The organism is Streptomyces sp. NPDC057438 (genome assembly GCF_042802995.1).
In the GTDB taxonomy this organism is placed as follows: domain Bacteria; phylum Actinomycetota; class Actinomycetes; order Streptomycetales; family Streptomycetaceae; genus Streptomyces.
The window spans coordinates 53245-77456 of sequence record NZ_JBHVDD010000037.1; the positions used below are offsets into that span (position 1 = coordinate 53245).

Below are 24212 nucleotides of genomic sequence, written 5' to 3' on the forward strand. Positions count from 1 at the left end.
CGCGTGATCGTCGTCGTTCTCGCCGCTCTGGGAGCCGGGGCCTGTTTCGCGGGGGCCGGTGTTCTGCAGCAGCGGGCTGCGAGTGCACGGCCGGCCGACGAGGCGTTGTCGTGGCGGCTGGTGTGGCACCTGCTGCGGCAACGGCTGTGGGTGACCGGCATCGGACTGGCGGTCGTGGCGTACGGTTTTCAGGCGCTGGCTCTGGCGTTCGGTCCGCTCAGTCTGGTGCAGCCCCTGATCGTCTGCGAGCTTGTCTTCGCCATTCCACTGTCGGCGCGGCTGCACGGGGTGCGACTGGGGACGCGGGAATGGGTCGGCACCCTGGCCGTGGCGGGCGGCCTGGCCGCTGCCCTGGCCACGGCCCGGCCGGGTGGCGGGGATCCGGCGACGGCGCGTTTGGGGCCTTGGCTTCTCGCGCTCGGAGCGGTCGCCGCGGTGGCCGTCGGCGCCCTGGTCGCGTATGTGTATGTCACCGGTGTATGGCGGGCGTCTTTCATGGCCCTGGCAGCCGGTACGGTGATGGGCTTCCAGTCGGTGTTGCTGAGCTCCACCGTGGCCCGTATGCCCCTGGGTTTCCTCGCTGTCGCTTCGGCTTGGCAGACGTATCTCCTCGTCGTCGCGAGCGTCGGCGGACTTCTGTTGATCCAGAGCGCGTTCCGGGAGGGACCGCTCGCCGCCTCGGTGACGGTGATCGACACGGCCGAGCCGGTCGTCGCCGTAATGGTCGGGGCCACGTTGTTCGGCGAGACATTGCACGTCGGATGGCCTCTCACTGTGCTCACCGTGTCGGGAGTCGCCGCGACCGTCATGGGCATCCTCGCCCTGAACACGTCGTCAGCGATGGCCGCACTGCACCGGCGGGATGTACGGCGCCAGGAGTCCGCGGCGGACCGCGGGACGGTCGGCCGGTCGGCGTGCGAAGGGAGGCCGCACCATGGCGCGCCACCTCGGTGAGCAGGGTTCATGAACGGGCGGTCGCTTGTGTTCCCCCGATCCTGGCAACCTGCTGCCACACAGGCAGGAGATCCTCCTCCAGAACCCGCGTCCACGTGGGGTGCCTGGTCCGCGCGGTCAGGGCCGCCCGCTGTCCCATCACGCGTCGGGACTCCGGCCGGACCATCAGTTCCCGCAACGCCCGGGCCCAGCCTTCAGGGGTGTCGTCCCGCACCAGCAGGCCATCGTATCCGGCGGCGGCCAGCCACTGCGAGGTCTCGGCGTGCTCCGGCAGGACCACGGGCAGGCCGCATGCCATGGCCTCGGCGACTACGTTGCCGACGGTCTCGGTGTGAGACGGGAACGCAAAGATGTCGCAGCCCGCGTACACGCGAGCCAGTCGCTCCTGTGGCTGGTCACCGAGCTGTGTCACGTCGGGTCCCAGCAGTTCCGTGACGCGGTCGGCGTCGGCGCCGGAACCGACGACCACCAGGTGCGCGCGGTGCCCTAGGTGTTTGAGGCGGCGGATCGCCTCCGCGAGGCACATGACACGTTTGGAGGCGTCCACACGGCCGACGAAGAGCGCCAAGGGCCGGCCCTCTGGAAGGCGGTGGCGGCGTGCCAGTTCTTCCCTCGCCTCGGGATCGGGTCGGAACCGTTCGTGATCGACGCCACGGCGCAGCAGGGACACGCGGCCGGGGTCGGTGATCGCGCCCATCTCCTCACATGCGTGCGGCGAGGAGGCGAGGACCTGGTCGCAGTGGCGCAGAAGCCGGTCGCGCCGTCGCCGGATGAGCTCTTCGACCGCATGGGGCAGCGCGGCGGCAAACCCGTCGGGCAGCCGGGACATACCGGGCACCATGCCGACCAGTTGGCGGGTGTAGACGGCCGCCAACGCCGGGACGTCCGTGTGAAGGGAGCCCACCAGGCCCGCACATGGCACCGCAGACCTACGGCGAGCGAGACGGACGGCGGTCCCGGCGAAGGCGAAGCTGTGAGTGAGATGCCAGACGTCGTGACGGGGCAGCAGCTCGGCGAGGCGGGGATGGTGAGGTGCGAGGTCGGTGATGTCCACGCCGCCCACGACGGGCATGACCGCCGCCGTGCTCAGGACCGGCCGAACGGCCATGAACCGCACGCGGGGCGACAGTTCCTCGACGTGTTCACGATGTCCGAGCACGTAGACGGTCAGGTCGATTCCCGCTCCGTCGCCCTCGCGCCGGGCCGCCGCCTCGGCGAACCGCTCCCAGCACTTCACGTGTCCGCCGGATGCGTCGCCCCTGAACAATTCCACCAGGACCGCGACGGAGGTGACGTCCGGGGGCGTCCGATCCCGACCGCCGTGCACCTGTGGCGGATTCGTACTCATGGTCGTCGGAGTACCCGGAAATGGCTTGGCCATCCGCCCGCAGCCGCGGTATTGGCCGTGGACCCCGCTCCCCCGCCCGCCACGGACCCTCGCACAGGGACTGACACTGTCCGTGCTGTCCGCCTCTCGATGCCGACCGGCCTCGCTCAGGCCACCCCTGTCCGTCGCTCCCCTGCTCGTCGTGGCAGTTTCGGCACGCTGCGGTGTACGGAGAACAGCGCACGGCGGCCGACTACCCGCGGCCGCCCTCGGCCGTTCGGTCGACGCCCCGGCCGCGGGTAGTACTCGAAGTGGTCGGCGTTGCTGTTGGTCGCATGCAAAGGCCCGCCCTCGTTGTGCTCTCCCGTTTCCTGGGGTATGCCTCCTATGCGGGCGTGGGGCCAGTGCGGCACACCGGGCGCGCCCGGAGGCACGCGGTGCGCGTCGACGCGTCGCTCAGCCAGCCGACGCCAGCGGCCGAGGCGATGGAGAGGCGCAACAGGCCCACGTCCGGTGGCGCCAGTGTGGGCCCGCGCGAGAGGCTGGCATAGCGGGTCCGGGGGCCGATGCCCGCATGGACGGCATGGACGGCATGGACGGCATGGCGAGGAGGAAACAGCGTGTTACCCACGCGTGTCGTGGTGGAGTGGACGGCTCCCGCGCTGCGCTGGCCGTTGTGGAGGCCGCCGCGAGAGAAGCCGGATGAGGGGAGCCAAGCCGGCGTCGGTCCGAGCACTTCGATTGCACTGGGCAGACCCACCGCCTCGCGCCATCAACCCGTGTCATCTTGCCGCGGGGGTATGTCAGTCCGTAGCCGGTCGAGCCGGGCCACCACCGGCCCCGCCGCGACACCGTGCAGCACGACCGAAGCCAGTACGGTCCCGCTCCGGCACAGGAAAGTCGTGCTGTCCGCTTCAGGGTGCCGTCGACACACACCTCGTAAGTACTGACCGTCGACTTCTCCGCCTCGGCCACCGGCATCCGGCCGCCCTGGTCGAAGGTGATGGCGAACTGCGTCCCGCCGGCGGAGTCGTTGACAACCGGCCGCCGCGCAGGGCGCCCGTCAGGCCACAGAGGGAAGATTTCGACGTTATTGGCGGACTTGGTGGTGACGACGAGCGCACGGCCGACCGGGGTGAACGCGAGCTGGCCGGGCGAGCTACTGAACAGCGAAACCTTCTCGTTGTCCAGCCCGAGGGAGCGCTGCGAACCCCGCCGTGCCTCCAGCCCGTCGGCGGTGATCCGGAGGCCCTGGACCTTTCCCTCTTCGCCCACGTACATGACGTACGCCAAGTTGCCGGAGACGGCCAACGCCGCCGGGAAGTCGCCCTCGAATCCGCCACCTGCCGGTCCGTCAGCTTCTGGCCCTCGAGCCAACGAGGTCCCCGTGCCGCTGCCCGCGTCGACCGCCAGCAGCCGCCCCGACCGCTCGTCGTTACGAGCGAGCCCTGGGAGGCGAGGGAGTCGGTCGGCGCGTCGATCTGGTCGCCGCCCTGACCTCCGGTGGTGTATCGGCCCGCGGCGGTCAGAGTGCCGTCGTCGCCGCGCTTGAAGACATGGATGGTGTTGCCGTCGCGTTCGTTGCCCTGCAGGAACACGGCGTGATCGGCACCAGCCTCCCCCGACCCGGCGGGCCGGCAGCCGGTCTCCCCTGCCGAGGAGGCGGTCACCGTGGCTACGGCCGCCGCAGCGAGGACCGCGGCTGCCCCGACGGTCAGCCGAACCTGTAACGAGGACCTGCACGTGGTGTGCCTTCTCATACGTCGCTCCTCAGGCCCTTCGCCACCCCGAACGGTGGTGACTGGATTCAGAGTTGCTGTCGAGATGCCTGTGACTGGAGCGATTCCGCCCTGCGTCAGGTTCTCGTGACAACTCTGACGACTACGTGACGACCACCGGCCGAATAGCGACCTCGGTGCCGACAGTCCAACTACTGGCCCTCTCGCTTGCACTGTGCAATTATCGAATGGGGCCCGTCCGGCGGCCGACTGCCAGGCGCCCGGGAGTGACGTCGGCAGAACACCGAGGTGCACATCGACGCGTCGGCCGCCGGAGGCCCCGCCAGCAGTCCGCGCTCACGGCCATTGCGACCGCCGTCGCCCGCCCGCCCGGAGGCGGGCGGCCGCGGTCGGCTCCGGACACGAGCCGGCACGCCTCGATGTGGCTGGTCAGAGCAGGGAACGGGAGGTGGGGCAGTGGCCGCTCACATGGCGGACGGAGACGGGACACCGGACAACGGTGGCCGCACGCCGCCCGTCCCCGACGAGGTGTGGCACAAGTTCCTGACCGACAGCGAACACGCCATACGGGAAACAGCGCCCAAGGAACCCTCCGCCGGGGAACGTGGGACCGGTCCGTGGGCCGAACTCCTGCCCGCCCCTCGCGAGGGGCGAAGACACGAAGAGGAACCACCCCCCGCTCGGGCCGAACCGGAGTCCCCGTACGAGTACGGGGCGGTAGGTGAACTGTGGCAGTCGGCCGACCCATGGTCCGGTCGGCCCTGGCGGGAACTGGACGGTCGGGCCAGGTGCCGCCGCGTCGGCCGTGTGCTCTGCACGGTCGCCGCGATCACCCTCATCCTCGGCTTCTTCTCCCATCTGACGACATCCGGCAGCCCGTACGACGGACAGGACGACACCATCTCCCAGCAGTCGGACCAGGCTCCCACCAGGTCGCCGACCACCTCCGGCATCACGCCCCTGCCGTCCGGCTGAGCGCCGCCGACAGCTGTGCATCGCTGCTGTCAGGATCGGCCGTCGGGGCGTCCGCTCCTCCGCCGCCCACAGCCCCCGAGACCCAGCGCTGTGGGTATGCCCAGATTCCGGAAGCACGTCGGCGGAGCCTCGCGGGTCGCCGTCACGGTGGCCATGAGGTGTGAACGTCATGGCGAGCAGGACCGTACTGGTCACGGACGGCCGATAGTGATCGGCGAAGAAGGGGCATGAGCGTGGCGGGCGACGATGCGTCGCCGCCCGGCGGACACTGTTTCCCATCGTTCCCCACAGCGGACGGACCGGGCGGGAACCTGCGTGAGAGCCGCGGTGTTCGCCGTGGTCGGCAGTGTGCTCGCGCTGTCGGGCCACTACGCGGTGGCCGAGGGAGTCCCCCGGGGAGGCTGGTGACACTGCTCGTCCTCGCGCAGTTCGCGGCAGCCTGGCCGGCCGCTCGACGGCGTTTCGCGCCCATGGCAACGCTCGGTCGCGCGCTCGGTGTCCAGGGGCTGCTGCACGTGCGTGGGCCTTGACGGCCGGTCTGGAGGTCGGGAGCCGTCACCTCTCGCACACCGCCGGCCCGCAGGCACTGGCCGCCCCGGTCGGCGGGCCCATCTGGCATCAGGCGTCCGGGTCATGACGACCACCAGACTCAGGGCGTAGAGGGACGAGAGAAGCAGCCGTAGGGCCACTGGAGCCGGCAGGGACATTCGGGCCCATTGTTCAAGCAGCGTGCCCAGGCTGGCGGCACCCTCGTACGCCTCTCCCGAGCAGGCCTGACGCTGTCTGCCGCTGGTGATGAAACGCAGGTGGGCTCGGTGCCCTTGCTGGGCAAGGTCGGGATGCGTGCCTCCGGCGATCATGCAAGACCGCAATGCCGGGTGATGCACGTGTAAGGGCCATCTCTCGAGGCGCGTGTGTCGAAAGAGCCCCTTGATCACGCTCGGGAGCCGGTGCGCCGGTGTGTGCGCCTGTAGCGCCGGATCAGCAGTGCCGCGAGGAGCAGAGTCCCGAAGATCACAGCAATCACGGCCGGACCAGCAGCGTCCAGGGTGCCGGCAACGGCGCGCTGGGCAGTGGCCGCCGTGTCGATGACGGGGTCGGTGGTGGGGTCGCGCAGGGCGCGGATCTCGTACCAGCCGTAGTAGGCGACGTAGACGCCGACCAGGAGGAGCAGGCCGCCCCCGAGCCGGGGGGCGATCGCGCCGAGGCGGCGCAGGCGGGTGACGGCGGTGGTGCGGGTGAGGGCGACGGTCAGGGAGGCTACGCCGACGATCAGGCCCATCCCGGCGGCGTAGGCAGCGAAGAGGAGGATGCCTTCCGTGGTGGAGCCGCTGCGGAAGGCGGAGACGACGATGGCGAGGAACGGGGCGATGGTGCAACCGAGGGAGGCGGTGGCATACGCCGTGCCGAACAGTGCCATCGAGGGCACGGAGCGCGTGACGGTGGGGGCTCGGCGGAGTTTCGGGGCGAAGGTGGACAGTTGGCGGCCTGCGAGGAGCCATGCTCCGGCCGTGGCGATGAGCAGGCCGAGGACGATGGTGAACCAGGGCAGGTGCTGCTGGATCTGGCCGGCGACGGGCTGGATGACGAGTCCGAAGACGCCGAAGAAGGTGGCGAAGCCGGTGGTCATCGCGGCGGTGGCGGCGAGCGCCCGGCCGACGGCGACGGTACGGCTGGGGCTGTCGTCGCCGAGGACGAGCAGGGAGAGGTAGGCGGGGAGCAGGGCGAAGCCGCACGGGTTGACGGCGGCGAGCATCCCGGCGCCGAGGGCGAGGGCGAAAGGGAGGTCGGCCATGGCGGGGTCAGCCGGTAAGGGCGGCGATCTTCTCCGCCAGGCCCTTGCCGCCGGGGAGCACGCCTTCGTAGACGGTCATTCCGGTCTGGTCGAGGATCACGTAGTAGCTCTGCTGGGTGATCTTGAACCGCTTCCACACCTCGCCTTTCTCGTCGGACAGGTGGGGGAAGGAGCCGGTGCCGGTGTCGGAGACGAAGGCGCGCATGGCGGTGTTCGTGTCCAGGCCGGCCACGCCGACGACGTTTGCCTTGCCGTGCTGGTTGGCGGCGACCTTGGCCGTCTCGGCGGCCTGCCCCTTGCAGGTGGGGCACCAGGGCGCCCAGAACCACAGCACCGTGGGCTTGCCCGCGAGCGTCTTCGCGTCGAACGGCTTGCCGTCCACCGTGGTCGCGGCGAAGTTCAGCGCTGCGGGGGCCTTCACGTCCTGCGACCCGCTGCCGCCACCGTAGGAGTCGGTGGGTGACTGGGCGGGGGAAGAAGGCTCCGAGGGGGAGGTCCCCTCGTCGCCGGCGGGCGCGGAGCCACCGCCCGAGCCGCATGCGGTCAGGGTGAGAAGAGCGGCGGTGAAGGCGGCCGGGAGGAGGGTGCGGGCGCGCAAGGAGGACTCCTCAAGGGTCGGGACCGGTGGCGAGCGTAGTTCGTCGCGGCTCGAGCGGGCAGGGGGCCGGGGCCTTACGGATTGATGACATCAGCCAGCGGCGTCATTGGGACGTTCGAGGTCGAGGACGGTGATGCGTCCGCGGGACAAGCGGAGCGGGCCGTCGGCGTAGTCACGCATGGCCCCGTGCCCCGCCCGGTCGGCGGGCCCTCACGGTAGCCGCCGACGACGAAGATCTTCTTCGCTGGCTTGACGGAGACGGGGTCCTTGGAGACGAACGTCTTGTGGTTCTGCTTGCCGACTGCGTCCCGGCGGGCAGCGTGACCGTTCTATCGGGGGTCCTCGTTGTGGACGATCATCAGCCCGCCGGCCTCGGTGACATCGCCCTTGAGCTTCTCGTGGCGCTTGGTTGCCGTCCGCGAGCAGCAGCCTGCCGTAGGCCAGGTGGATGTGGCCTGCAGAGAGGTCGGCCAGGGTCCTCACCTCGTGGAAGTGTTCTCGACCGGGTCCCAGACCGCCGAGCGGAAGTTCTTGGCGGCGAAGTCGTCGAGGTTGTTTCCGGACTCGGCGACCAGCAGGATCTTGCCGGTGTACAGCAGGGCCGCGTGGATGGTGTTCTGCCGGGGGACGTCGCCCAGGTCCCAGTGCCCGTTCTCCGCCTTGTACTCGGGTCTGTTGATCTCGTAGTGGTGGTACTTCTCGCTCCCGACGCGGTACAGCCACGGCCTGTTCAGACCGCCAGCGCCAGCACCACCACGGTGCCGATCGGCAGACGACGGGTGCGACGGCACCCGGCATTGCCCTCCATGTCGCGGATCCCCCGGAACAGCTGGATGGTCGGGCCGCCGCCTCCCCTGTGTGCCGCGGTCCGACCGGGCCTGCACTGCGGCGTCCACCGGGTTCCCGCTCCACTGGCACAGTCGGCGGCCGTCTGACGCCACCATGCTATTTTGCATCATGCAAAGCTGGACGCGAGAGGAAGTACGAACGCCGCAAGCAACAGGGGGTCGGCACTGACACCTTTCGCCGCGCCTTGAACGGCTGGAGGGAGAAGCCGCGTGGCCGGTTCGGACGCATCGCGGCGCACCGCGCGGTCTGTGACTGTTCCTGCGGTGCCTTCCAGCGGCGCCGACCGTCTGCTCGCCGACAACGGTGGCGGGAAGTGCGCCGTCCCCGGCGCGCGCGTCCGGACGACGCCGGAATCCGACCTCGGCTCAGGTCGCGCGTGTGACGCGGGTCGGGTTTCCGCTCAGGGCCTCGATACCGCTCTGACGCACAAAGAGACCGAAAGACTTTCGACACCTTGATGTCCATGACGCCCGCCAATGGGCACCGAATAGCCGGAGGCTTCACCTCATGCTGATTGCCCAACGTCCCTCGTTGACCGAAGAGGTCGTCGACGAGTTCCGTTCCCGGTTCGTGATCGAGCCGCTGGAGCCGGGCTTCGGTTACGCCCTCGGCAACTCCCTCCGCCGTACCCTCCTGTCGTCGATCCCCGGTGCTGCTGTCACCAGCATCCGTATCGACGGCGTGCTGCACGAGTTCACCGCCGTGCCGGGCGTGCGGGAGGACGTCACCGACCTGGTCCTGAACATCAAGCAACTGGTCTTCTCCTCGGAGGAGGACGAGCCGGTCGTGATGTACCTGCGCAAGCAGGGCCCGGGTCTGGTCACCGCCGCCGACATCGCTCTGCGGGGCAGCGTCGAGGTGCACAACCCCGACCTGGTCCTGGCCACGCTGAACGACAAGGGCAGGCTGGAGATGGAGCTGACGGTCGAGCGTGGCCGCGGTTACGTCTCCGCCGTGCAGAACAAGCAGGTGGGCCAGGAGATCGGCCGTATCCCGGTCGACTCCATCTACAGCCCTGTACTCAACGTCACGTACAAGGTCGAGGCTACCCGTGTCGAGCAACGCACCGACTTCGACAAGCTGATCGTCGATGTCGAGACCAAGCAGGCCATGCGGCCCCGTGACGCCATGGCGTCCGCCGGTAAGACCCTGGTCGAGCTGTTCGGTCTGGTCCGCGAGCTCAACATCGACGCCGAGGGCATCGACATGGGCCCGTCCCCCGCGGACGCCGCCCTCACCGCCGACCTGGCTCTGCCGATCGAGGAACTGGAGCTCACCGTCCGCTCCTACAACTGCCTCAAGCGCGAGGGCATCCACTCCGTGGAAGAACTCGTCGCCCGCTCCGAGGCCGACCTGCTCGACATCCGCAACTTCGGTACGAAGTCCATCGACGAGGTCAAGGCGAAACTGACCGACCTGGGCCTGGCCTTCAAGGACAGCCCCGGAGCCGAACCTCTCACTACCTTCGGGAGCACTGCCTGAAGTCCCGCCGCCACGCGGCAGCAAGCTCACTGGAGAGCAAGCAGCACTCAAAGCCGCGCCGTCGTGATCCGCCCCGACCTGCTGGGCATCCTGTCCGAGCGGGCATCCGCACCGATCGTCACCCGCGATGTCGTCATGCGGCTGGAAGCGGACTGAAGAAGAGGTGACGGGCACGTCTCCGCCTTCGAGCAGGCCTCCCCTGGGGAGAATCTGGGGAGTATCGGCTGCGCCGGGGAGCGCGTGGGGAGAATCGGCTGCATAGCTTCGCACGAAGCTGAAAGACACTGAAAGAAGCATCCGAGCAGGTCAGGGGCACCTAGAACCGCAAAGTCGCAGGTCAACGCCACCTGGTAGACAACTTCAAGAAGATCTCCTCGTGGGCGGCGATCCTGTTCGCCCCGACGCTGGTCGGGACGATCTACGGGATGAACTTCAGGCACATGCCGGAGTTGCGCTGGGTCTTCGGCTATCCCTTCGCGATCGTCCTGATGGCGGTCGTGTGCACCAGTCTGTACGGCATCTTCAAGCGGCGGGACTGGCTCTGGATCCCTCTCGTCGGGCCGGTTCTCCTGTGGTCCTTGCCCTCGCACCGGCCATGGAGGGCACACCCGCCGCGGGGCCATGATGCGCGTGGCACCGCGGCGGGGTGCACGACCCGTGGGTCGGTTACGGGATGAAGCCGTAGTCCAACTGCTTGACGAGCCTGGTCCTGTCGCCCTTCAGGGACACCAGGAGCGTGCGGGCCAGGGTGCCGCCGAAGCGTGTCCCGCCGTCGGCGGTCGGCACCGTGTCGATGAAGCTCTCCACCAGGCCGTTGGGCATCACGTAGTGCGAGTACTGCTGCGTCGGGGCGTCCTCCGGATTGCCCAGGACCAGTGCGCTGCCGTTGAGCGGCCTGTAGTCGCTGCGCAGGGACGATCCGACGAAGCCGTAGAGGCCGTCCCAGCCGCTCAGCCCCGGCGCGAACGTGAACTTGTGGCTGATGGTGAACAGGTAGTACCTGCCGTTGCGGATGACCAGGTGGGGCCGTTCGGTCTGCTGGTTCACGCAGTTGGCCGAGAGCAGCGGGGGTTGCAGCCGCCACTTGTCCATGCTGCCGCTGTCAGCCGTGGCCAGACCGATGTTGCCCGTGTAGTACTTCGCGTCCTCCGGCACCTCGTGGCCGGCCGGGACGTCACCTATGTCGCGCTTGGTGCACCGGTACGTGCCGGCGACACCGGCGGTGTTGCCCTCGAACAGGAGGTGGATCTTGCGGTCCCGGGGGTCCCGGAAGACGAACGGGTCACGGAAGGCGTAGAGGATCGGGCCCGCCTGGGACTGTTGCAAGGTCTGGTACAGCTTGCCGTCGGCCTCGGCGATGATGCGGTGGTCCTGGAAGCCGCTGAACCACACGCGCTTCCTGTCCGCGTGGATCTTGCCGGTCGCCTGCGCCAGACGCTGCAGGGCGTCGTTGGGGTCGACGCCGCCGTTGTCGCGCCCGGAGGCGGTGTAGAAGGAGTACACCTTGTCGCCGACGAGCGCCGCCGAGCCGGCCCACTCACGTGAGCCGAACGAGGTGCCGGGCTGGAACAGATCACCGCCGTACTTCCAGCTCTTGGCGTCACGCGAGTAGAAGTAGCCGATCTTCGCGTACCAGTGCCGGTCGCCGAACGGCACCGAGCGCGGAGCCGTCAGCGAGAAGATGACGTGCCAGCCCTTGTAGGTGGCGGTCCGGGTGGTGAGCTTGGTGAGCGGCCAGGTGTCCCACACCCACACCTTGTCGGTCATCACCGGGAAGTCCGGCGACACACGAGGGGCGGTGTTGGTCCTGTCCTGCCGGAGCTTCAGCGCGTCCGCGCGGGACCAGACGGCGAAGTAGTCGTCGTCCGCGCTGTACTGCCGCGTTCCCGTCCGGGACGAGGTCGGTTCGTCCGCGGAAGCCGGTGCGGCCACACCGCCCAGCATCGCGAGGGCCATCAGGCCCGTGGCCAGCCGGATCAGCACTCTCCGTGATCTGCGCATGCGTCGTCCTTGAAGGAGGGTGAGCGAATGGAACAGAACTGGAAGCGCTTCCGTCTCGCGACTACCCCCCTTCTCGACTGACACACACTCATCTTTCGCCGCGCGCAAGGGACTTATGGGTCAAGGGGGTCAGAAGGGTGGCGCACGTGGTGATGTCGTGGGCGCGCGGGCCGCATGTGCCCGGCCGGGTCGCGCGGCCCGGCACCGGACCTCGCTGCGCTGCGCTGCGCCGCGCCGCGCCGCGCCGTGAACGATGGGAGGGCGACGGGGCCGGAAGTGTCATCGGACCGGCCCGCAACTCCACATGTCGCCGTTCGGTGGGTGCCGCCTCGGGGTTCGTCGATAATCGAGGCGCCGGTGCCCGTGACGCTCGCCGTGTCCTGGCCGGAGCCGGCTCGCGTGTCGCCCGTCGAGGTCGTCACGGTCGACTGCGTGGGGTGGCGAGTGATTCGGGTGCAGCTGTCGGCTCGGACGCAAGGGCTGCAGGAGCGCGGTGCAGGAGAACGGCACCCCACGGGACAGCGCCTGCCGCAAGGCGACCCGGGCCAAGAAGAAGTCCGTCGACCACACCGTGTTCAGCCGCGGCTGGGCCGACCTCGGCCACCACGCCTCCGACCGCGACGGGGTCCCGCTCACCCCGGGCAGGGCCTGCACCATCACGCTCGACCTCACGGCCACCGGCCACGTCGTCCCCATGGGCCACCGTCCGACCCTGGTCCTCGCGGGCATGGACGAGCACCTCATCGCCCGCCGCCCAGCCCCCCACGCTCACCCTGGACCTGGCCCGTACGTCGGTTCGCGTCCCGCTCGTCGGCGGCGCCGCCGCGTTCGCCCGTGCCGTCCGAGGGGGCGCGTCCGCCTCCGGCAGTCCGTCAGATCAGGACTGATCTCGTACGAGCCCGCTGTCCTTCGCACGACCCGATCGTGGCCGTACGCTGTGTCCCGGCCTTCCGGCAGGAGGGCCGGGAGCGGGGCGTGTCGCTCTCCCCGTGGACGTCCTGAAAGCGGTGCTGACGTGAAGGTCCATCACCTCAACTGCGGGACCATGGTCCCGCCGCTCACCGGCGCGCTGGTCTGCCACGTCCTGCTCGTCGAGGCGCCGGGCGGCCTGGTGCTGGTGGACACCGGGTTCGGGCTGCGTGATGTCGCCGACCCCCGGGGACGTCTGGGACGGGACCGGCGTCTGCTCAGGCCCGTGCTGCGGGCGGAGGAGACGGCCGCGCGTCAGGTCGAGGCGCTCGGGTTCCGGCGTGACGACGTCCGGCACATCGTCGTCACCCACTTCGACCTCGACCACATCGGGGGGCTGGCCGACTTCCCCGACGCGCAGGTGCACACGACCGCCGCCGAGGTGCTGGGGGCCGTGGTGTCGCCGTCGCGGCGGGAGCGGTCCCGGTACCGGCCGGTCCAGTGGGCCCACGGCCCGAAGATCGTCGAGCACACCCCGGACGGGGAGGCGTGGCGCGGTTTCGCCGCCGCCCGGGAACTCGACGCCGTCGCCCCGGGGATCGTCCTGATCTCCCTGCCGGGGCACACCCGGGGTCACGCCTGCGTCGCGGTGGACGCCGGCACCCACTGGGTCCTGCACGCCGGTGACGCCTTCTTCCACCGGGCGACGCTCGGCGGGCACTCCCCGGTGCCGCGCACCCTGCGCACGGTGGAGAACCTGCTGGCGGACGACCGGAGGAGGGTCCGCGACAACCACGCCCGCCTGGCCGAGCTGCACGGGCGGGCGGACGCCGGCCTGAGCATCGTCAACGCGCACGACCCCGTGCTGCTGGAGAGGGCACGCGCTACGGCGTGAGAGCCGGCCGGGACGCCCCGGGCGCGAAACGGGCGCGGGGCGTCAGATCCAGCCGTCCAGGGACTTCATGAAACCGTCGAAGTCGTCGCGGTGGATGGTGTGTCCCGCGCCGGTGACGGTACGGACCTCGAAGCCGGCGGCCCGGAGCCGGCCGGTGTCCTCGGCCCCGACCAGGTAGCTGGGGTCGGCGAGTTGGACCAGGGAGGGCACGGCGGGGCGGGCGGGGACGAAGCCGGTGAGCGGGCGGCCGCCGAGGAAGTGCGCGGAGGCCGCGTCCCAGGCGGCCAGCGTGGCCATCTCGACGTCGACGTCCTCGGCGTCCCAGCGCGGGTTGAGTGCGACGGTCTGCCCGCGGGTGGCGTGCTTGAAGGAGGCGAAGATCTCGGGGCCTATGTGCCGGGCGGGGTCGGCCGACGACCAGGCCGGGTCCGAGTAGACCGCCCGCAGGGGCCGCAGCCGCTCCACGGCGAGGGAGAGGGTGAGCCCGCCCAGGGAGTGGCCGAGGGCCAGGTCCGCCTGCCGGGGCAGTGTGTCGACGAGGTCGTCGGCGAAGAGTTCCGGGCTGTACGCGCCGCGCGGCGAGGCCCCGTGGCCGCGCAGGTCGACGGCGATCACCCGGTAGCCGCGCTCCACGAGAGCCGGGGCCACCCGTCGCCAGGTACGGGAGTCGGACATGATGCCGTGCACGAGCAGGGCCGTCCGGTCGCCCGCGCCCCATTCCCGGGTGTGGAGCCGCACTTCACGCCTTTCTTCCACGCGGACCGGCGGCCGCCGGCCTCGGGCCAGGTCGCGCGTCGGGTCCGGCATCGGGTATCGAACTCGGCGCCAGGTTAACGGCATCGGCGGCGTCCGGCGCCCAACAACCCGACGGATAAGCCCTGTTGGCCGGCCAGCCGTGTGGTGACCGTCCGCGGGGCGCGGTCAGGCGGCGTCGGGGACGGTGGTGCCGAGGGCGATGCGCAGGGTGTCCGACATCAGGGCGATCGCCTCCTTGCCCTCCGGTACCGGGCCGGTGTGGGTGAAGTAGTGGTCGACGCCCTCGAAGAGGCGGTGCGTGACCGGGACACCCGCGGCCCGGAGGGCCTCGGCATAGGCGTCACCCTCGTCGCGCAGCCGGTCGTTCTCGGCGGTGATGACCAGGGCGGGCGGCAGTCCGGCGAGGTCGTCGGCGAGTCCGGGCGAGACCAGGGGATCGGCGAGGTCGGCCGGGTCGGGGACGTACGCGGCGGTGAAGATCCGCATGAGCTGGGGGCTGAGCAGCGGCTTGGCGATGCGGGACCGCTTGGTGGCCGGGTCGGCGAGCTGGTCGAGCGGCGCGGAGTCGATGATCTGCAGGCGAGGGGTGAAGGTGCCCCGGTCGCGGGCCGTACGGCAGATCCCGGCGGTCAGGTTGGCTCCCGCGCTGTGTCCGCCCACGGCGACCCGGGAGCCGTCCCAGCCGTGCGCCGGACCGTTCTCGACTATCCACTCGGTGACGTCGTAGGCCTGGGTCACGGCGGTGGGGAAGGTCCGCTGCGGGGAGACGGCGTAGTCCACGTTGACGACCACGCACCCGGCCGTGGCGGCGATGTAGCGGCAGATGTGGTCGTCCTGCTCGGGGCGGGCCACGACGAAGCCGCCGCCGTGGAAGTTGACGTACACGGGGGCCGGCCCGGCGGTGTCGGCCGGCGGGCGGTAGACGGTGCAGTCGACCGGTCCGGCGCCGGTCTCCACCCGGAGGGTTTCAGTCCGCTTCGGGATGTCGGTGAAGCGCAGGCCCTTGTGGACACGGGTCATGACGCCACTGAGCAGCAGCTGGACCCCTCTGGCCTGAATTCTGGCACTGAACGACATGATCGGCCCCGCCCATCCCTACAACATTGAATTAACAGGATTCCTGTTGATGGGATGATGGCGGCTGATCCGCTTTCGCGCAATGGCCGCGGCGGAGAAGAACGGGAGGGCCGCGAGGGCGGCTGGGTCAGCTCTCGGCGGGGGCCAGGAGCACGAAGTCCGCGCCGGAAGGGTCGAGGCAGACGGCCAGCCGACCGACGCCCTCCATGTCCGCGGGCCCCATCTGCACACTGCCGCCGTGCCCGGAGACGGCCGCGACCGCGGCGTCGCAGTCGGTGACGGCGAAGACGGGGTGCCAGTAGGGCCGGCCGCCGGTCAGCCCGAGGTCCTCCGGGCGCAGTTGCATGACGCCGCCCTGCATCCGCTCCTCCGGGAGCCCGTCGGGCGTGACGAGGTGGTACGTGCCCTCGCCGCCCGGCAGGGGCATGTCGCCGAACTGCCAGCCGAGGACGCCGCCGTAGAACTCCTTGGCAGCCGCGGCGTCGGTCGTGTAGAGCTCGGTCCAGGACAGCGAGCCCGGCTCGTCGGCCAGGTCGAACCCGGCGTTGGAGCCCGGCTGCCAGACGGCGAACTGGCCGCCTAGGGGGTCGCTGAACTGCGCCATCCGTCCCCAGTCGCCGAGATCCCTCGGCGCCACCCGCACCGTGCCGCCCGCGCGCTCCACGGCCTGGGTCGTGGCATCCGCGTCGGTGACGGTGTAGTAGATCATCCAGGCCGGGCGCGCGCCCTCCTCGGTGAGTTCGCCGAGCCCCGCGACGACCTTGCCGTCCTTGCGGAAGACGCCCCCTTCGCCTTCCATGCCCTCGTCCGCCTCCCCGCCGCCGCCGCCCATGGGCTCGTACTCCCAGCCGAGCACCGCTTGGTAGAAGGCCGCCGCGGCCGGTACGTCGGGAGCGCCGAGGTCGAGCCAGCAGGGGGAGCCGGGGGTGAGGTCGGTGGTGATCACGGGATGCCCCTTCGCGTTCGCGGATCCGGTGATCTCAGCCTGACACCCGCCCCGCGCGCCCGCGCGTCGGCGGGACGCGACGCGCGGCCCCTACGCGGCGTCCAGGTCGTCGGCGAAGTGGCGGAAGCCGTGCCGGTCGCGGTGGAGTCCCCACAGGGTGTCGGCGAGGACGGCCGGGTCCTTCCTGGGGTGCCCGGGGACGATCGCTCCGGGCACGACCAGCTGGGCGACATGGACGCCCTCCCCCGCGAGGGCGTCGTGCAGCAGCCGGCCGTACGCGCTCTCCGCGGCGAACGCGACGGACGTACCGGCCCGGTCGGGGTGCGGGACCACGGACGTGCCGCCGTTGACGAGGAGGACGGTGCCGCGGCCGAGGTCACGCATGCCGGGCAGCACCTGCCGGACCGCGGCGACCGCGCCGTAGAGGGAGAACTCGATCGGGCCGACCAGGTCGGCGTGGGTCGTCTCCAGCACCGGCCGCATGAAGTCCGGGTGCGGCAGCGGGCTGTACTGCAGGACCTCGATCGGCCCGAGGGCCGTGTGCGCCGCGTCGAGCGCGGCGGTCAGGGCGGCCGGGTCGCGGACGTCCGCGGCGAAGCCCTGCGCCGTGACGCCCTCGTCGGCCAGGTCGGCGGCGAGCGCCTTCGTCCGTTCGGGGTCGCGGGCGACGAGCGCCACGGCGAACCCCTCACGGCCGAAACGGCGGGCGACGGCCGCGCCGAGGCCCGGCCCGGCTCCGATGACGGCGATGGTGGTCATGGCTTCCAGCTTTCCTTGCCGAGGGGCGGGGCCCCGGTGCCGCGCTTGACGGTCCCCATCGTGACGTAACGCCCGCCGAGAGCAGACGGCGGTACGCCAGGTGACCTGCGCACGGCCCCCCGCAGCGGTGCCGACGGGCGGCCGTGGCGTCCCGCTCGCTTCCCGGGCGGGACGCACGTGGCCGGTGTGGCGGGGCGCACAGAAGGGCCCTAGAGGACGGCCAGGGCCGGGAACGGGGCGGCGGCGGTGTTCAGCTCGGCCCAGACCGTCTTGCCCCGACGGGTCCGGCGGGTGCCCCAGCGCTCGGCGAGCTGGGCGACCAGGAGGAGGCCCCGGCCGCCCTCGTCGAACACGCGTGCGCGGCGCAGATGCGGGGTGGTGCCGCCGGAGTCGGAGACCTCGCACAGGAGGGTGCGGTCGTGGATGAGACGCAGCCGGATCGGGGGGCGGCCGTACCGGATGGCGTTGGTGACGAGTTCACTGGCCACCAGCTCTGCGGTGAACTCCGCCTCCGCGAGACCCCAGTCGCCGATCTGCCGGGTGACGTGGGCCCTGGCCCGCGCGACGGCGGCGGGTTCGGCCTCCAGGTCCCAGGTGGCGACCTGGCCCGCGCCGAGGGCCCGGGTCCGGGCCAGGAGCAGGGCCACGTCGTCGGGCGGCCTGGCGGGCAGCAGGGCGTCGAGCAGGGCGTCGCAGGTGGCCTCCAGGGAGGGTGCGGGCCGGGCGAGGGCGTCACGGAGCCGGTGCAGGCCCGCGCCGATGTCATGGTCCCGCGCCTCGATCAGACCGTCGGTGTAGAGCGCGAGCAGGCTGCCCTCGGGCAGGTCGATCTCCGCCGTCTCGAAGGGCAGCCCGCCGAGACCCAGGGGCGGGCCCGGGGGCAGGTCCAGGATGTCGACGCTGCCGTCGGCCCGCAGCACGGCGGGCAGCACGTGCCCGGCGCGGGCGAGGGTGCAGCGGCCCGAGACGGGGTCGTACACGGCGTAGAGGCAGGTGGCACCGATGTCCCCGCCTCCGCCGACGGCATCGGCCGCCCCGGCCCCGGTCGCGTCGGCCCCTTCCCCTCCCTCGTCCTCCACCTCCGCGGCCAGGCGGATCACGACGTCGTCCAGGTGGGTGAGGAGTTCGTCGGGCGGCAGGTCGATGTCGGCGAGGGTGCGGACGGCGGTCCTGAGGCGGCCCATCGTGGCGGCGGCGTGGATGCCGTGGCCCACGACGTCCCCCACGACGAGGGCGACCCTGGCCCCGGAGAGCGGGATGACGTCGTACCAGTCGCCTCCCACCCCGCCGCGGGCGTCGGCCGGCAGGTAGCGGAAGGCCACGTCGACGGCGGACTGCGGCGGGGTGCGGCGCGGCAGCAGGCTGCGCTGCAGGGTGAGGGCGGTGGCCCGGGCGTGGGTGTAGCGGCGGGCGTTGTCCACGGCGACCGCCGCGCGGGCGGCGATCTCCTGGGCCAGGAGCAGGTCCTCGTCGTCGAACGCGTCGGGGTTGCGGTCCCGGCAGAACTGCGCGACACCGAGCGTGGCGCCCCGGGCGCGCAACGGCACCACCAGCTCGGAGTGGACCGGCCGGGTGCGACCGGCCCGCACGCCGTCCACGGCCGCCGGGCCACCGTCCTTCCCGGCCGTGCCGCCACCGCCCCGGGCGACCCGGTCCGCGGCCGCGGCATCGTCGTCCCGCCCGCCCTCCCCCGCGCATCCGCCGTCCACGGGCCCCGCGCCCTCGTGCGGTGCGCGGCCGACGCCGTCGAGGCGGTGCCGGGTCGGCCGGCCCGTGGTCAGGGCGCGGGCCGGTGGTGAGCCGGGCGGGAAGGTGTGGGTGTGCCGACGGATGGGCCCGGCGTCGGGGTCGGCGGCCGACCGCCGGGCCAGGCGGTGCAGCGCGGGTGCGGCGGGCGGCGCGTCCGCCGGGGTGTCGTGGGCGTCGAGCGCGGAGTGGAGGAGGTCGACGGTGACCAGGTCGGCGAAGTGCTCGGTGGCGAAGTCGGCCAGTTCCTGGGCGGTGCGGGTGATGTCCAGGGTGGTGCCGATGCGCATGCTCGCCTCGTTCACCATCGACAGCCGCCACCGCAGCCGCCGGTCCCGTTCCTCCTCGTACGCGACGACGCCCTGCTCGGAGGTGCGGTCCACGTACCCGGTGGCCGTGGCGATCAGGCTGCGGGTGGCCTCGCCGATCAGGGCCGCGTCGTCGGTGCGCCGGACCATCTCCTCCAGCAGGTGGTCCAGGAGGATGGCCTGGCCCAGGCGGAACGCCCGCAGCACCGCGCTGACGGGGACGCCGTGCCGGGCGAAGCGGCGGACGCGTTCCAGTTCGGAGTCCGGTACCTCGATACCGCCCGGGTCGACGCCGTACCGGAGGGCGGACAGCACCGCCATGACGTGTTCGGCGACGTTGTCCGACGCCATGGCGTCGGGGTGCTCCCACAGTTCGGGCAGCTCCCGGCGCAGGCACCACTCCACCTCGGCGGTCAGCTCGTCCGCCCGGGGGACGAGCTCACGCGCGACTCGGGACACGAGACCGTCCGCGGTGAGGTCCACAGACACGACGGTACGCCGAACCACTGCCCACGCCCCACCGCTGGCCCCGGCCCGCCCCGACCCGGGCCCCGGCCGCCGCGCCGTCAGCCGAGCGCGGTCCCGTACACGTGGTCGACCGTCAGGACGATGAGGACCCGGCGGTCGGAGACCATCACCGAGCGGTACTCGTCCCAGTCCGGGTGCTCCCCGGCGGCCGCGCGGTAGTAGTCGACCAGGGCCTGGACCTCCGGGCCCTCGGGATCGGTGCCGGGCCCGACGAGGTGGACCGTGCCCTCGGCCGTGGCCCAGGACATGCCGTCGGAGCTGGTCACCTCCAGGGCGGCGCGAGGGTCACGGCGCAGGTTGGCGGTCTTGGCGGTCGCCTCGGTCGTGGAGATGCGGATGACCCCGGCCTCCTCGTCGTAGGAGGGCATGACGGGCGACAGCTGGGGGCGGCCGTCGGCCTTGAGCGTGGCGAGGACACCGAGCCGGCTCTGCGCCAGCAGGGCACGCGGATCGAACGAAGTAGCGGTCATCCGGCCATCATCGGTCCTCACCGCGGTTCCCGGGCGGCGGCGCCACGGGGAGCGGGGCACCGCCGCCGTTCGCCCCGAACCAGCTCCTCCTGTCGGGCCCTTGCCCGGCGCCGGATAGGCTGACGAGGCGAATCGAACGTATGCGGGGCTGGCGGAGGGCACGTGGTGTCGGACGTAGGGCGGCTCGTCGCCGGGCGCTACCGGCTCACGGAGCAGATAGGCCGTGGCGGCATGGGCACGGTGTGGCGGGCCGGGGACGAGGTCCTCGGCCGTCAGGTCGCGGTGAAGCGGCTGCACGTCCAGCCGCACCTGTCCCCAGACGACCTGGTCACCCTGTACGAGCGCACGCGCCGGGAGGCCCGGAGCGCGGCCCGGATCGCCCACCCGAACGTGATCGTCGTCCATGATGTCGTGGACGACCGCGTGGACGGTCGGACGGACGGCGTTGCGGGGACCTACGAGGGCGTCACCGGTGACGGCCCGCCCTGCATCGTCATGGAGTACGTCCCGGCGCCCACGCTCGCCGACCTCCTCACGGACGGCCGGACCCTGCCGCCGGAGGAGGCGGCCCGTATCGGTCTGGGCATGGTCGCCGCGCTGCGCGCCGCGCACGCCGCCGGCGTACTGCACCGGGACGTCAAGCCCGGCAACGTCCTGCTCGCCGCAGAAGGGCGGGTCGTCCTCACCGACTTCGGCATCGCGATGACCGCCGACGCCTCCACCCTGACCAGGACCGGCGAGATGGTCGGCTCCATCCATTACATGGCCCCGGAGCGGATCCGCGGCCAGAAGCCCGGCCCCGCGTCCGATCTGTGGGCCCTGGGGGCGACCCTCTACCAGGCCGTCGAGGGCCGCCCGCCGTTCCGCCGCCTCACCGCGATGGAGGCCGCGTACGCCATCGCCGTGGACCCTCTCGAGCCCCTGAAGCAGGGCGGCGCCCTGGAACCCCTCATCGTGGCCCTCCTCGCCAAGGATCCCGCGGACCGCCCCACCGTCGAGCAGACGGAGCGGGCACTGCGGGCCGTCGTCTCCGGCCAGGCGACGCCCGCCCTGCCGATACTGGGAGCCGGGGGCGGCCGGGTCGGCGGAGTTGCGGACAGCGGGGTTCGGGACAGCGGGGTGACGGTCGACGGGGTTCCGGTCGACGGGAACACCTTGCCCGGCGGCCGGTCCGCCGGGGAGTCGTACGACGATCCGAAGACCGGCGAAGGGCACACACGCCGGGGAACCACATCAGGAACGGGGACGCGCACGGAAGCGGGAGCGCCAACAGGACCCCGGGGCGGTCGTCAACCGTCCCGGCAGGGCCGGAGGACGCACCGGATCCTCGTCCCGGTCGCCGTCGCGGTGACCGTGGCCGCGATGGTCGTCGGGGCCGCGCTGTACGTGACGGCGAACCCTGACGGGAACACCACGTCACCGAGCGGCGGAAAGACGAAAACCGCCGCCTCGCCGTCCGTCCCGCCCGTCCCCGACGGCTTCCGCCTGGTCACGGAGAAGGGGCTCGGTGTGTCATTCCCCGTTCCGGACGGCTGGAAGGCCAGCAAGCGGACGTCAGGGGATGTTGTCTACACCGACGAGACCGGGCTGGTCCGCCTCGCCATCGGCGTCGTGGACCCCGCCGGCTCACACCCCATGGCCCACTTTAAGGACATCGAAGCGAACACGAAGGTCAACTACCCCACCTCGTACCGGAAGCTCCGCATGCAGAAGACCACCTTCCGTGGGCAGCCGGCCGCGGTGTGGGAGTTCACCTTCCAGGGGCGGGCCCGTTCCTTCCGCGCCATCGACCTCGGTTACGGCCGGGAAGGCGAACGGGAGTACGACATCTACCTTTCGGCCCCGGACGCGGACTGGGACGCCCACCGCCCTGTCTTCGACACAGTCAGGGACGGCTTCATCGTGTCTCATCCCTCGTAGCGGGAAGCCGGCGACTGCGGGGGAGGGTGCCCCTACGGGTTTCGTCGAGGAAATCGGGCTGCGTCGAGGATCGGTGCCGGGCTGCACGGCAGGGTGTCTGATCTGCTGTGGGATGACATCGAGTACTTCTTCGACCTTGATGAGATGGGGTCGCTGCCGGACGTGCGTGTCCCTGACGCCTCGGTGGAGGACTGGCAGGCGGTCCTCGACCTGATCAGCGCGAGCGGCCGGCAGTGCCAGTACTCCGAGGCGAGGACGTGATGCCGATGCCCCGGGCAGAAGCAGTGTCGTCCCGCCCGGCTGATGCCGAGTGCCCGGACCTGCGCGTTCGGCCGACGACCGATGTGCTGGCGATCTTCCGCTTCCATGCTGCGGAGGAGATCGACTTCGACGTTGATCTGCGGGAGCCGCAGGGCCAGGAGCGACTCGACGTGTTCTGCGGCTTCCTGCGGGCGATCGGGCGACGGCTGGCCGAGCCGGTGCTGACGGATCCGGAGGGCGACTGCGGGCATCCGGTGCTCGGGTTCGATGTGGAAGCGATCGGGTCGTTCTCTTGGCTGAACCGCCGGTCCGCTGACCACGGACGGCGGCTGCGGTCGTAGAGAGTTGCGTCGCGGAGCATCGCAAAGAGCACGTCGGCCCGACGGCGGGCGAGGCAGAGCAAGGCCTGGGTGTGGTGCTTGCCCTGGGCGATTTTCTTTGTCGTGATAGGCCCTCGATTCCAGGTCGGCGAGGGCGGCGAACGCGGACAGGAAGAAGGCCCGCTTCAGCTGCTTGTTGTCACGGGTGCGCCTCCAACAGCTCCTCGATCCTGGTGGCGAGGAGCTTGCGCTGGTCAAGGACGCGGCCGGGTGATGGACGCGTGAGCCCAGGACCCGTTCCGGACTGGGGTGGATCTGGGTGAGCAGACCACGGAGCCGGTTGGAAATGCGGGTGGCTTCGCCGGCCAGGTCGTCGTCGAAGCCGACGACCATCTCCAGGTCTGCGATGGTCTCCTCTTCGACGTCGATGGCGCGCAGGGTGTGCGGCAGCGCGCGGGGCGGTGATCGACCCGCTGCCGAAGCGGCAGTGTCGGTGCCGTCCGTACCGCAGCATCCGCGCCGGGACCCCTCAACATCCTTTTCCCGTCCGGCATCCGGATCCCGACGACCGGCCGTACAACGCAGACCGGAAAGACTCTCTGGCAGTCAACTTCCGTCCCGACCTGACCAGTTGACCTACCACTGGGTAATCTTACGGACAGCCCTCGCCACCACGAGAGTGGAGACGACGAAGTACCCTTGTATGCCGAAAGGTGTCAATTCGTGGCTAACGTAAAGAGACTGCTTGCGGGCGCCTCCGCAACATCCGTCGCGGCGACCGCGATCTTTGTCGGGACGGTCGCACTGGCGGCTCCGGCGCAGGCCAATGCGCGGGACTGCCGACAGTATCTGGCGGACCGGGGTTACACGGTCGGGACCTGGGTCACGCGGGCCTGCAACATCGGCCAATCAGGGGGCGGCCCCAGCGATTGGGGAATGTGCTGGCAATTGCTCCGGGACCTCGGCGTCCGTAACGCACACGCCGAGAGGGCATGCACTCTGGCGGACAGCTGATCCGGTACATCCGATGGATCCCCCTGCTCCGCAACACACCCGGGGCAGGGGGATCCATCACACCCCGGGCGCGGCCTCCAAGACGTTCACCGAGGCCGCCGACCGGGTGCTGGAAGGCGACCCGCACCCTCCTCGACTCTTCGTGTGCGCTGTGGCCTCGTCGAACGGGGGCCCTAGGTGCCACACCGACCGACACCGCTCGTACTCGTCGCCGACTGGCTCGCCGACCATCACGCCGACACATCCGCTACCGGCGGGCCGCGTACCGGTTGGTTCCCCGATCATCTACGTCGGCCGCACCTGAACGGGGCATCGTGCCCGACCGGTGCCCGTGCCGGTTCCTCGACCCGGACCCCGGCCCCGGCGGCCCTGAACGGGCCACCGTGGCCCGTCCACTGCTGACGGCACCGCGACCGGCGGTCGGCGCGAGCCGGCGAGCGGACCTGGACCGAACGCCACGCCACCCCGGCCGGCGGTCCCTCTCACCCGGCCGGCTCAGTAACGTGCGCCTCATGGATCACAGGAAGCAGCCGTCCGCGCAGCACTTCGACCACTGCCCCTGGCTGTTCGAGAAGGAGGCGAC

At 71.1% G+C, this 24212-nt stretch carries 15 protein-coding genes and 5 pseudogenes; 8 read left to right on the forward strand and 12 right to left on the reverse strand.

What is annotated here, in order from left to right; genetic code table 11:
- The first annotated feature begins 3 nt into the window (after positions 1-3).
- The gene (locus ACFU5F_RS21335) at positions 4-954 is read left to right on the forward strand and encodes a DMT family transporter (RefSeq protein ID WP_383889473.1); all 951 of its coding nucleotides are present in this window, start codon (positions 4-6) and stop codon (positions 952-954) included.
- Positions 955-961: 7 nt separating this feature from the next.
- Here ACFU5F_RS21335 and ACFU5F_RS21340 read toward each other — a convergent pair whose 3' ends face one another.
- Positions 962-2302: a glycosyltransferase gene (locus ACFU5F_RS21340; RefSeq protein ID WP_383889476.1), complete on the reverse strand. Its 1341-nt coding sequence runs from the start codon at positions 2300-2302 to the stop codon at positions 962-964.
- 2174 nt (positions 2303-4476) lie between these two features.
- On the opposite strand from ACFU5F_RS21340, the gene ACFU5F_RS21345 reads away from it, so the two are divergent.
- A complete protein-coding gene (locus tag ACFU5F_RS21345; RefSeq protein WP_383889479.1) occupies positions 4477-4995 on the forward strand; it encodes a hypothetical protein in 519 nt (172 codons plus the stop codon).
- A gap of 934 nt (positions 4996-5929) precedes the next feature.
- On the opposite strand, the gene ACFU5F_RS21350 is transcribed toward ACFU5F_RS21345, so the two are convergent.
- From ACFU5F_RS21350 to ACFU5F_RS21360, 3 genes and pseudogenes are all read right to left on the reverse strand, one after another.
- Positions 5930-6790 (reverse strand): cytochrome c biogenesis CcdA family protein, encoded by an 861-nt coding sequence (locus ACFU5F_RS21350; RefSeq protein ID WP_383889481.1) that lies wholly within the window; start codon positions 6788-6790, stop codon positions 5930-5932.
- Between the two features lie 7 nt (positions 6791-6797).
- Entirely contained in the window at positions 6798-7388 is a 591-nt protein-coding gene (locus tag ACFU5F_RS21355; protein WP_383889484.1) for a redoxin domain-containing protein, read from the reverse strand.
- Between the two features lie 230 nt (positions 7389-7618).
- A pseudogene (locus ACFU5F_RS21360) lies at positions 7619-8196 on the reverse strand (galactose oxidase); the annotation flags it as partial.
- Between the two features lie 548 nt (positions 8197-8744).
- Between ACFU5F_RS21360 and ACFU5F_RS21365 the strand changes: the two are divergent.
- On the forward strand, positions 8745-9719 hold the full coding sequence (locus ACFU5F_RS21365) for a DNA-directed RNA polymerase subunit alpha (RefSeq protein ID WP_383889487.1): 975 nt from the start codon (positions 8745-8747) through the stop codon (positions 9717-9719).
- A 353-nt stretch (positions 9720-10072) separates the two neighbouring features.
- A pseudogene (locus ACFU5F_RS21370) lies at positions 10073-10261 on the forward strand (CorA family divalent cation transporter); the annotation flags it as partial.
- Between the two features lie 124 nt (positions 10262-10385).
- Here ACFU5F_RS21370 and ACFU5F_RS21375 read toward each other — a convergent pair.
- The gene (locus tag ACFU5F_RS21375) at positions 10386-11720 is read right to left on the reverse strand and encodes a glycoside hydrolase family 68 protein (RefSeq protein WP_383889489.1); all 1335 of its coding nucleotides are present in this window, start codon (positions 11718-11720) and stop codon (positions 10386-10388) included.
- Positions 11721-12228: 508 nt separating this feature from the next.
- Here ACFU5F_RS21375 and ACFU5F_RS21380 point away from each other — a divergent pair.
- Together ACFU5F_RS21380 and ACFU5F_RS21385 are read left to right on the forward strand one after the other, a co-directional pair.
- Positions 12229-12607, forward strand: a pseudogene (locus tag ACFU5F_RS21380) (CocE/NonD family hydrolase C-terminal non-catalytic domain-containing protein); the annotation flags it as partial.
- A gap of 128 nt (positions 12608-12735) precedes the next feature.
- Positions 12736-13524 (forward strand): MBL fold metallo-hydrolase, encoded by a 789-nt coding sequence (locus tag ACFU5F_RS21385; protein ID WP_383889492.1) that lies wholly within the window; start codon positions 12736-12738, stop codon positions 13522-13524.
- A 42-nt stretch (positions 13525-13566) separates the two neighbouring features.
- On the opposite strand, the gene ACFU5F_RS21390 is transcribed toward ACFU5F_RS21385, so the two are convergent.
- The 6 genes from ACFU5F_RS21390 to ACFU5F_RS21415 form a co-directional block, all read right to left on the reverse strand.
- Positions 13567-14262 carry an alpha/beta fold hydrolase gene (locus ACFU5F_RS21390; RefSeq protein WP_383889494.1) on the reverse strand — a complete coding sequence of 232 codons (696 nt, stop codon included), beginning with the start codon at positions 14260-14262 and terminating at the stop codon, positions 13567-13569.
- Between the two features lie 183 nt (positions 14263-14445).
- Positions 14446-15357 (reverse strand): alpha/beta hydrolase, encoded by a 912-nt coding sequence (locus tag ACFU5F_RS21395; RefSeq protein ID WP_383889497.1) that lies wholly within the window; start codon positions 15355-15357, stop codon positions 14446-14448.
- A gap of 127 nt (positions 15358-15484) precedes the next feature.
- The gene (locus ACFU5F_RS21400; protein WP_383889499.1) at positions 15485-16303 is read right to left on the reverse strand and encodes a VOC family protein; all 819 of its coding nucleotides are present in this window, start codon (positions 16301-16303) and stop codon (positions 15485-15487) included.
- A 90-nt stretch (positions 16304-16393) separates the two neighbouring features.
- The gene (locus tag ACFU5F_RS21405) at positions 16394-17062 is read right to left on the reverse strand and encodes an SDR family NAD(P)-dependent oxidoreductase (protein ID WP_383889502.1); all 669 of its coding nucleotides are present in this window, start codon (positions 17060-17062) and stop codon (positions 16394-16396) included.
- Between the two features lie 209 nt (positions 17063-17271).
- On the reverse strand, positions 17272-19599 hold the full coding sequence (locus ACFU5F_RS21410) for a SpoIIE family protein phosphatase (protein WP_383889505.1): 2328 nt from the start codon (positions 19597-19599) through the stop codon (positions 17272-17274).
- Between the two features lie 83 nt (positions 19600-19682).
- Complete coding sequence (locus ACFU5F_RS21415) at positions 19683-20114, reverse strand: PPOX class F420-dependent oxidoreductase (RefSeq protein WP_383889508.1); 432 nt, start codon at positions 20112-20114, stop codon at positions 19683-19685.
- Between the two features lie 162 nt (positions 20115-20276).
- Here ACFU5F_RS21415 and ACFU5F_RS21420 point away from each other — a divergent pair, with 162 nt between their 5' ends.
- Positions 20277-22034, forward strand: a complete 1758-nt coding sequence (locus tag ACFU5F_RS21420; RefSeq protein WP_383889510.1) for a serine/threonine-protein kinase — start codon at positions 20277-20279, stop codon at positions 22032-22034.
- Positions 22035-22127: 93 nt separating this feature from the next.
- Positions 22128-22611 (forward strand): annotated as a pseudogene (locus ACFU5F_RS21425) (hypothetical protein).
- Between the two features lie 21 nt (positions 22612-22632).
- Here the strand turns inward: ACFU5F_RS21425 and ACFU5F_RS21430 are convergent.
- Positions 22633-23071, reverse strand: a pseudogene (locus ACFU5F_RS21430) (transposase); the annotation flags it as partial.
- Between the last annotated feature and the right edge of the window lie 1141 nt (positions 23072-24212).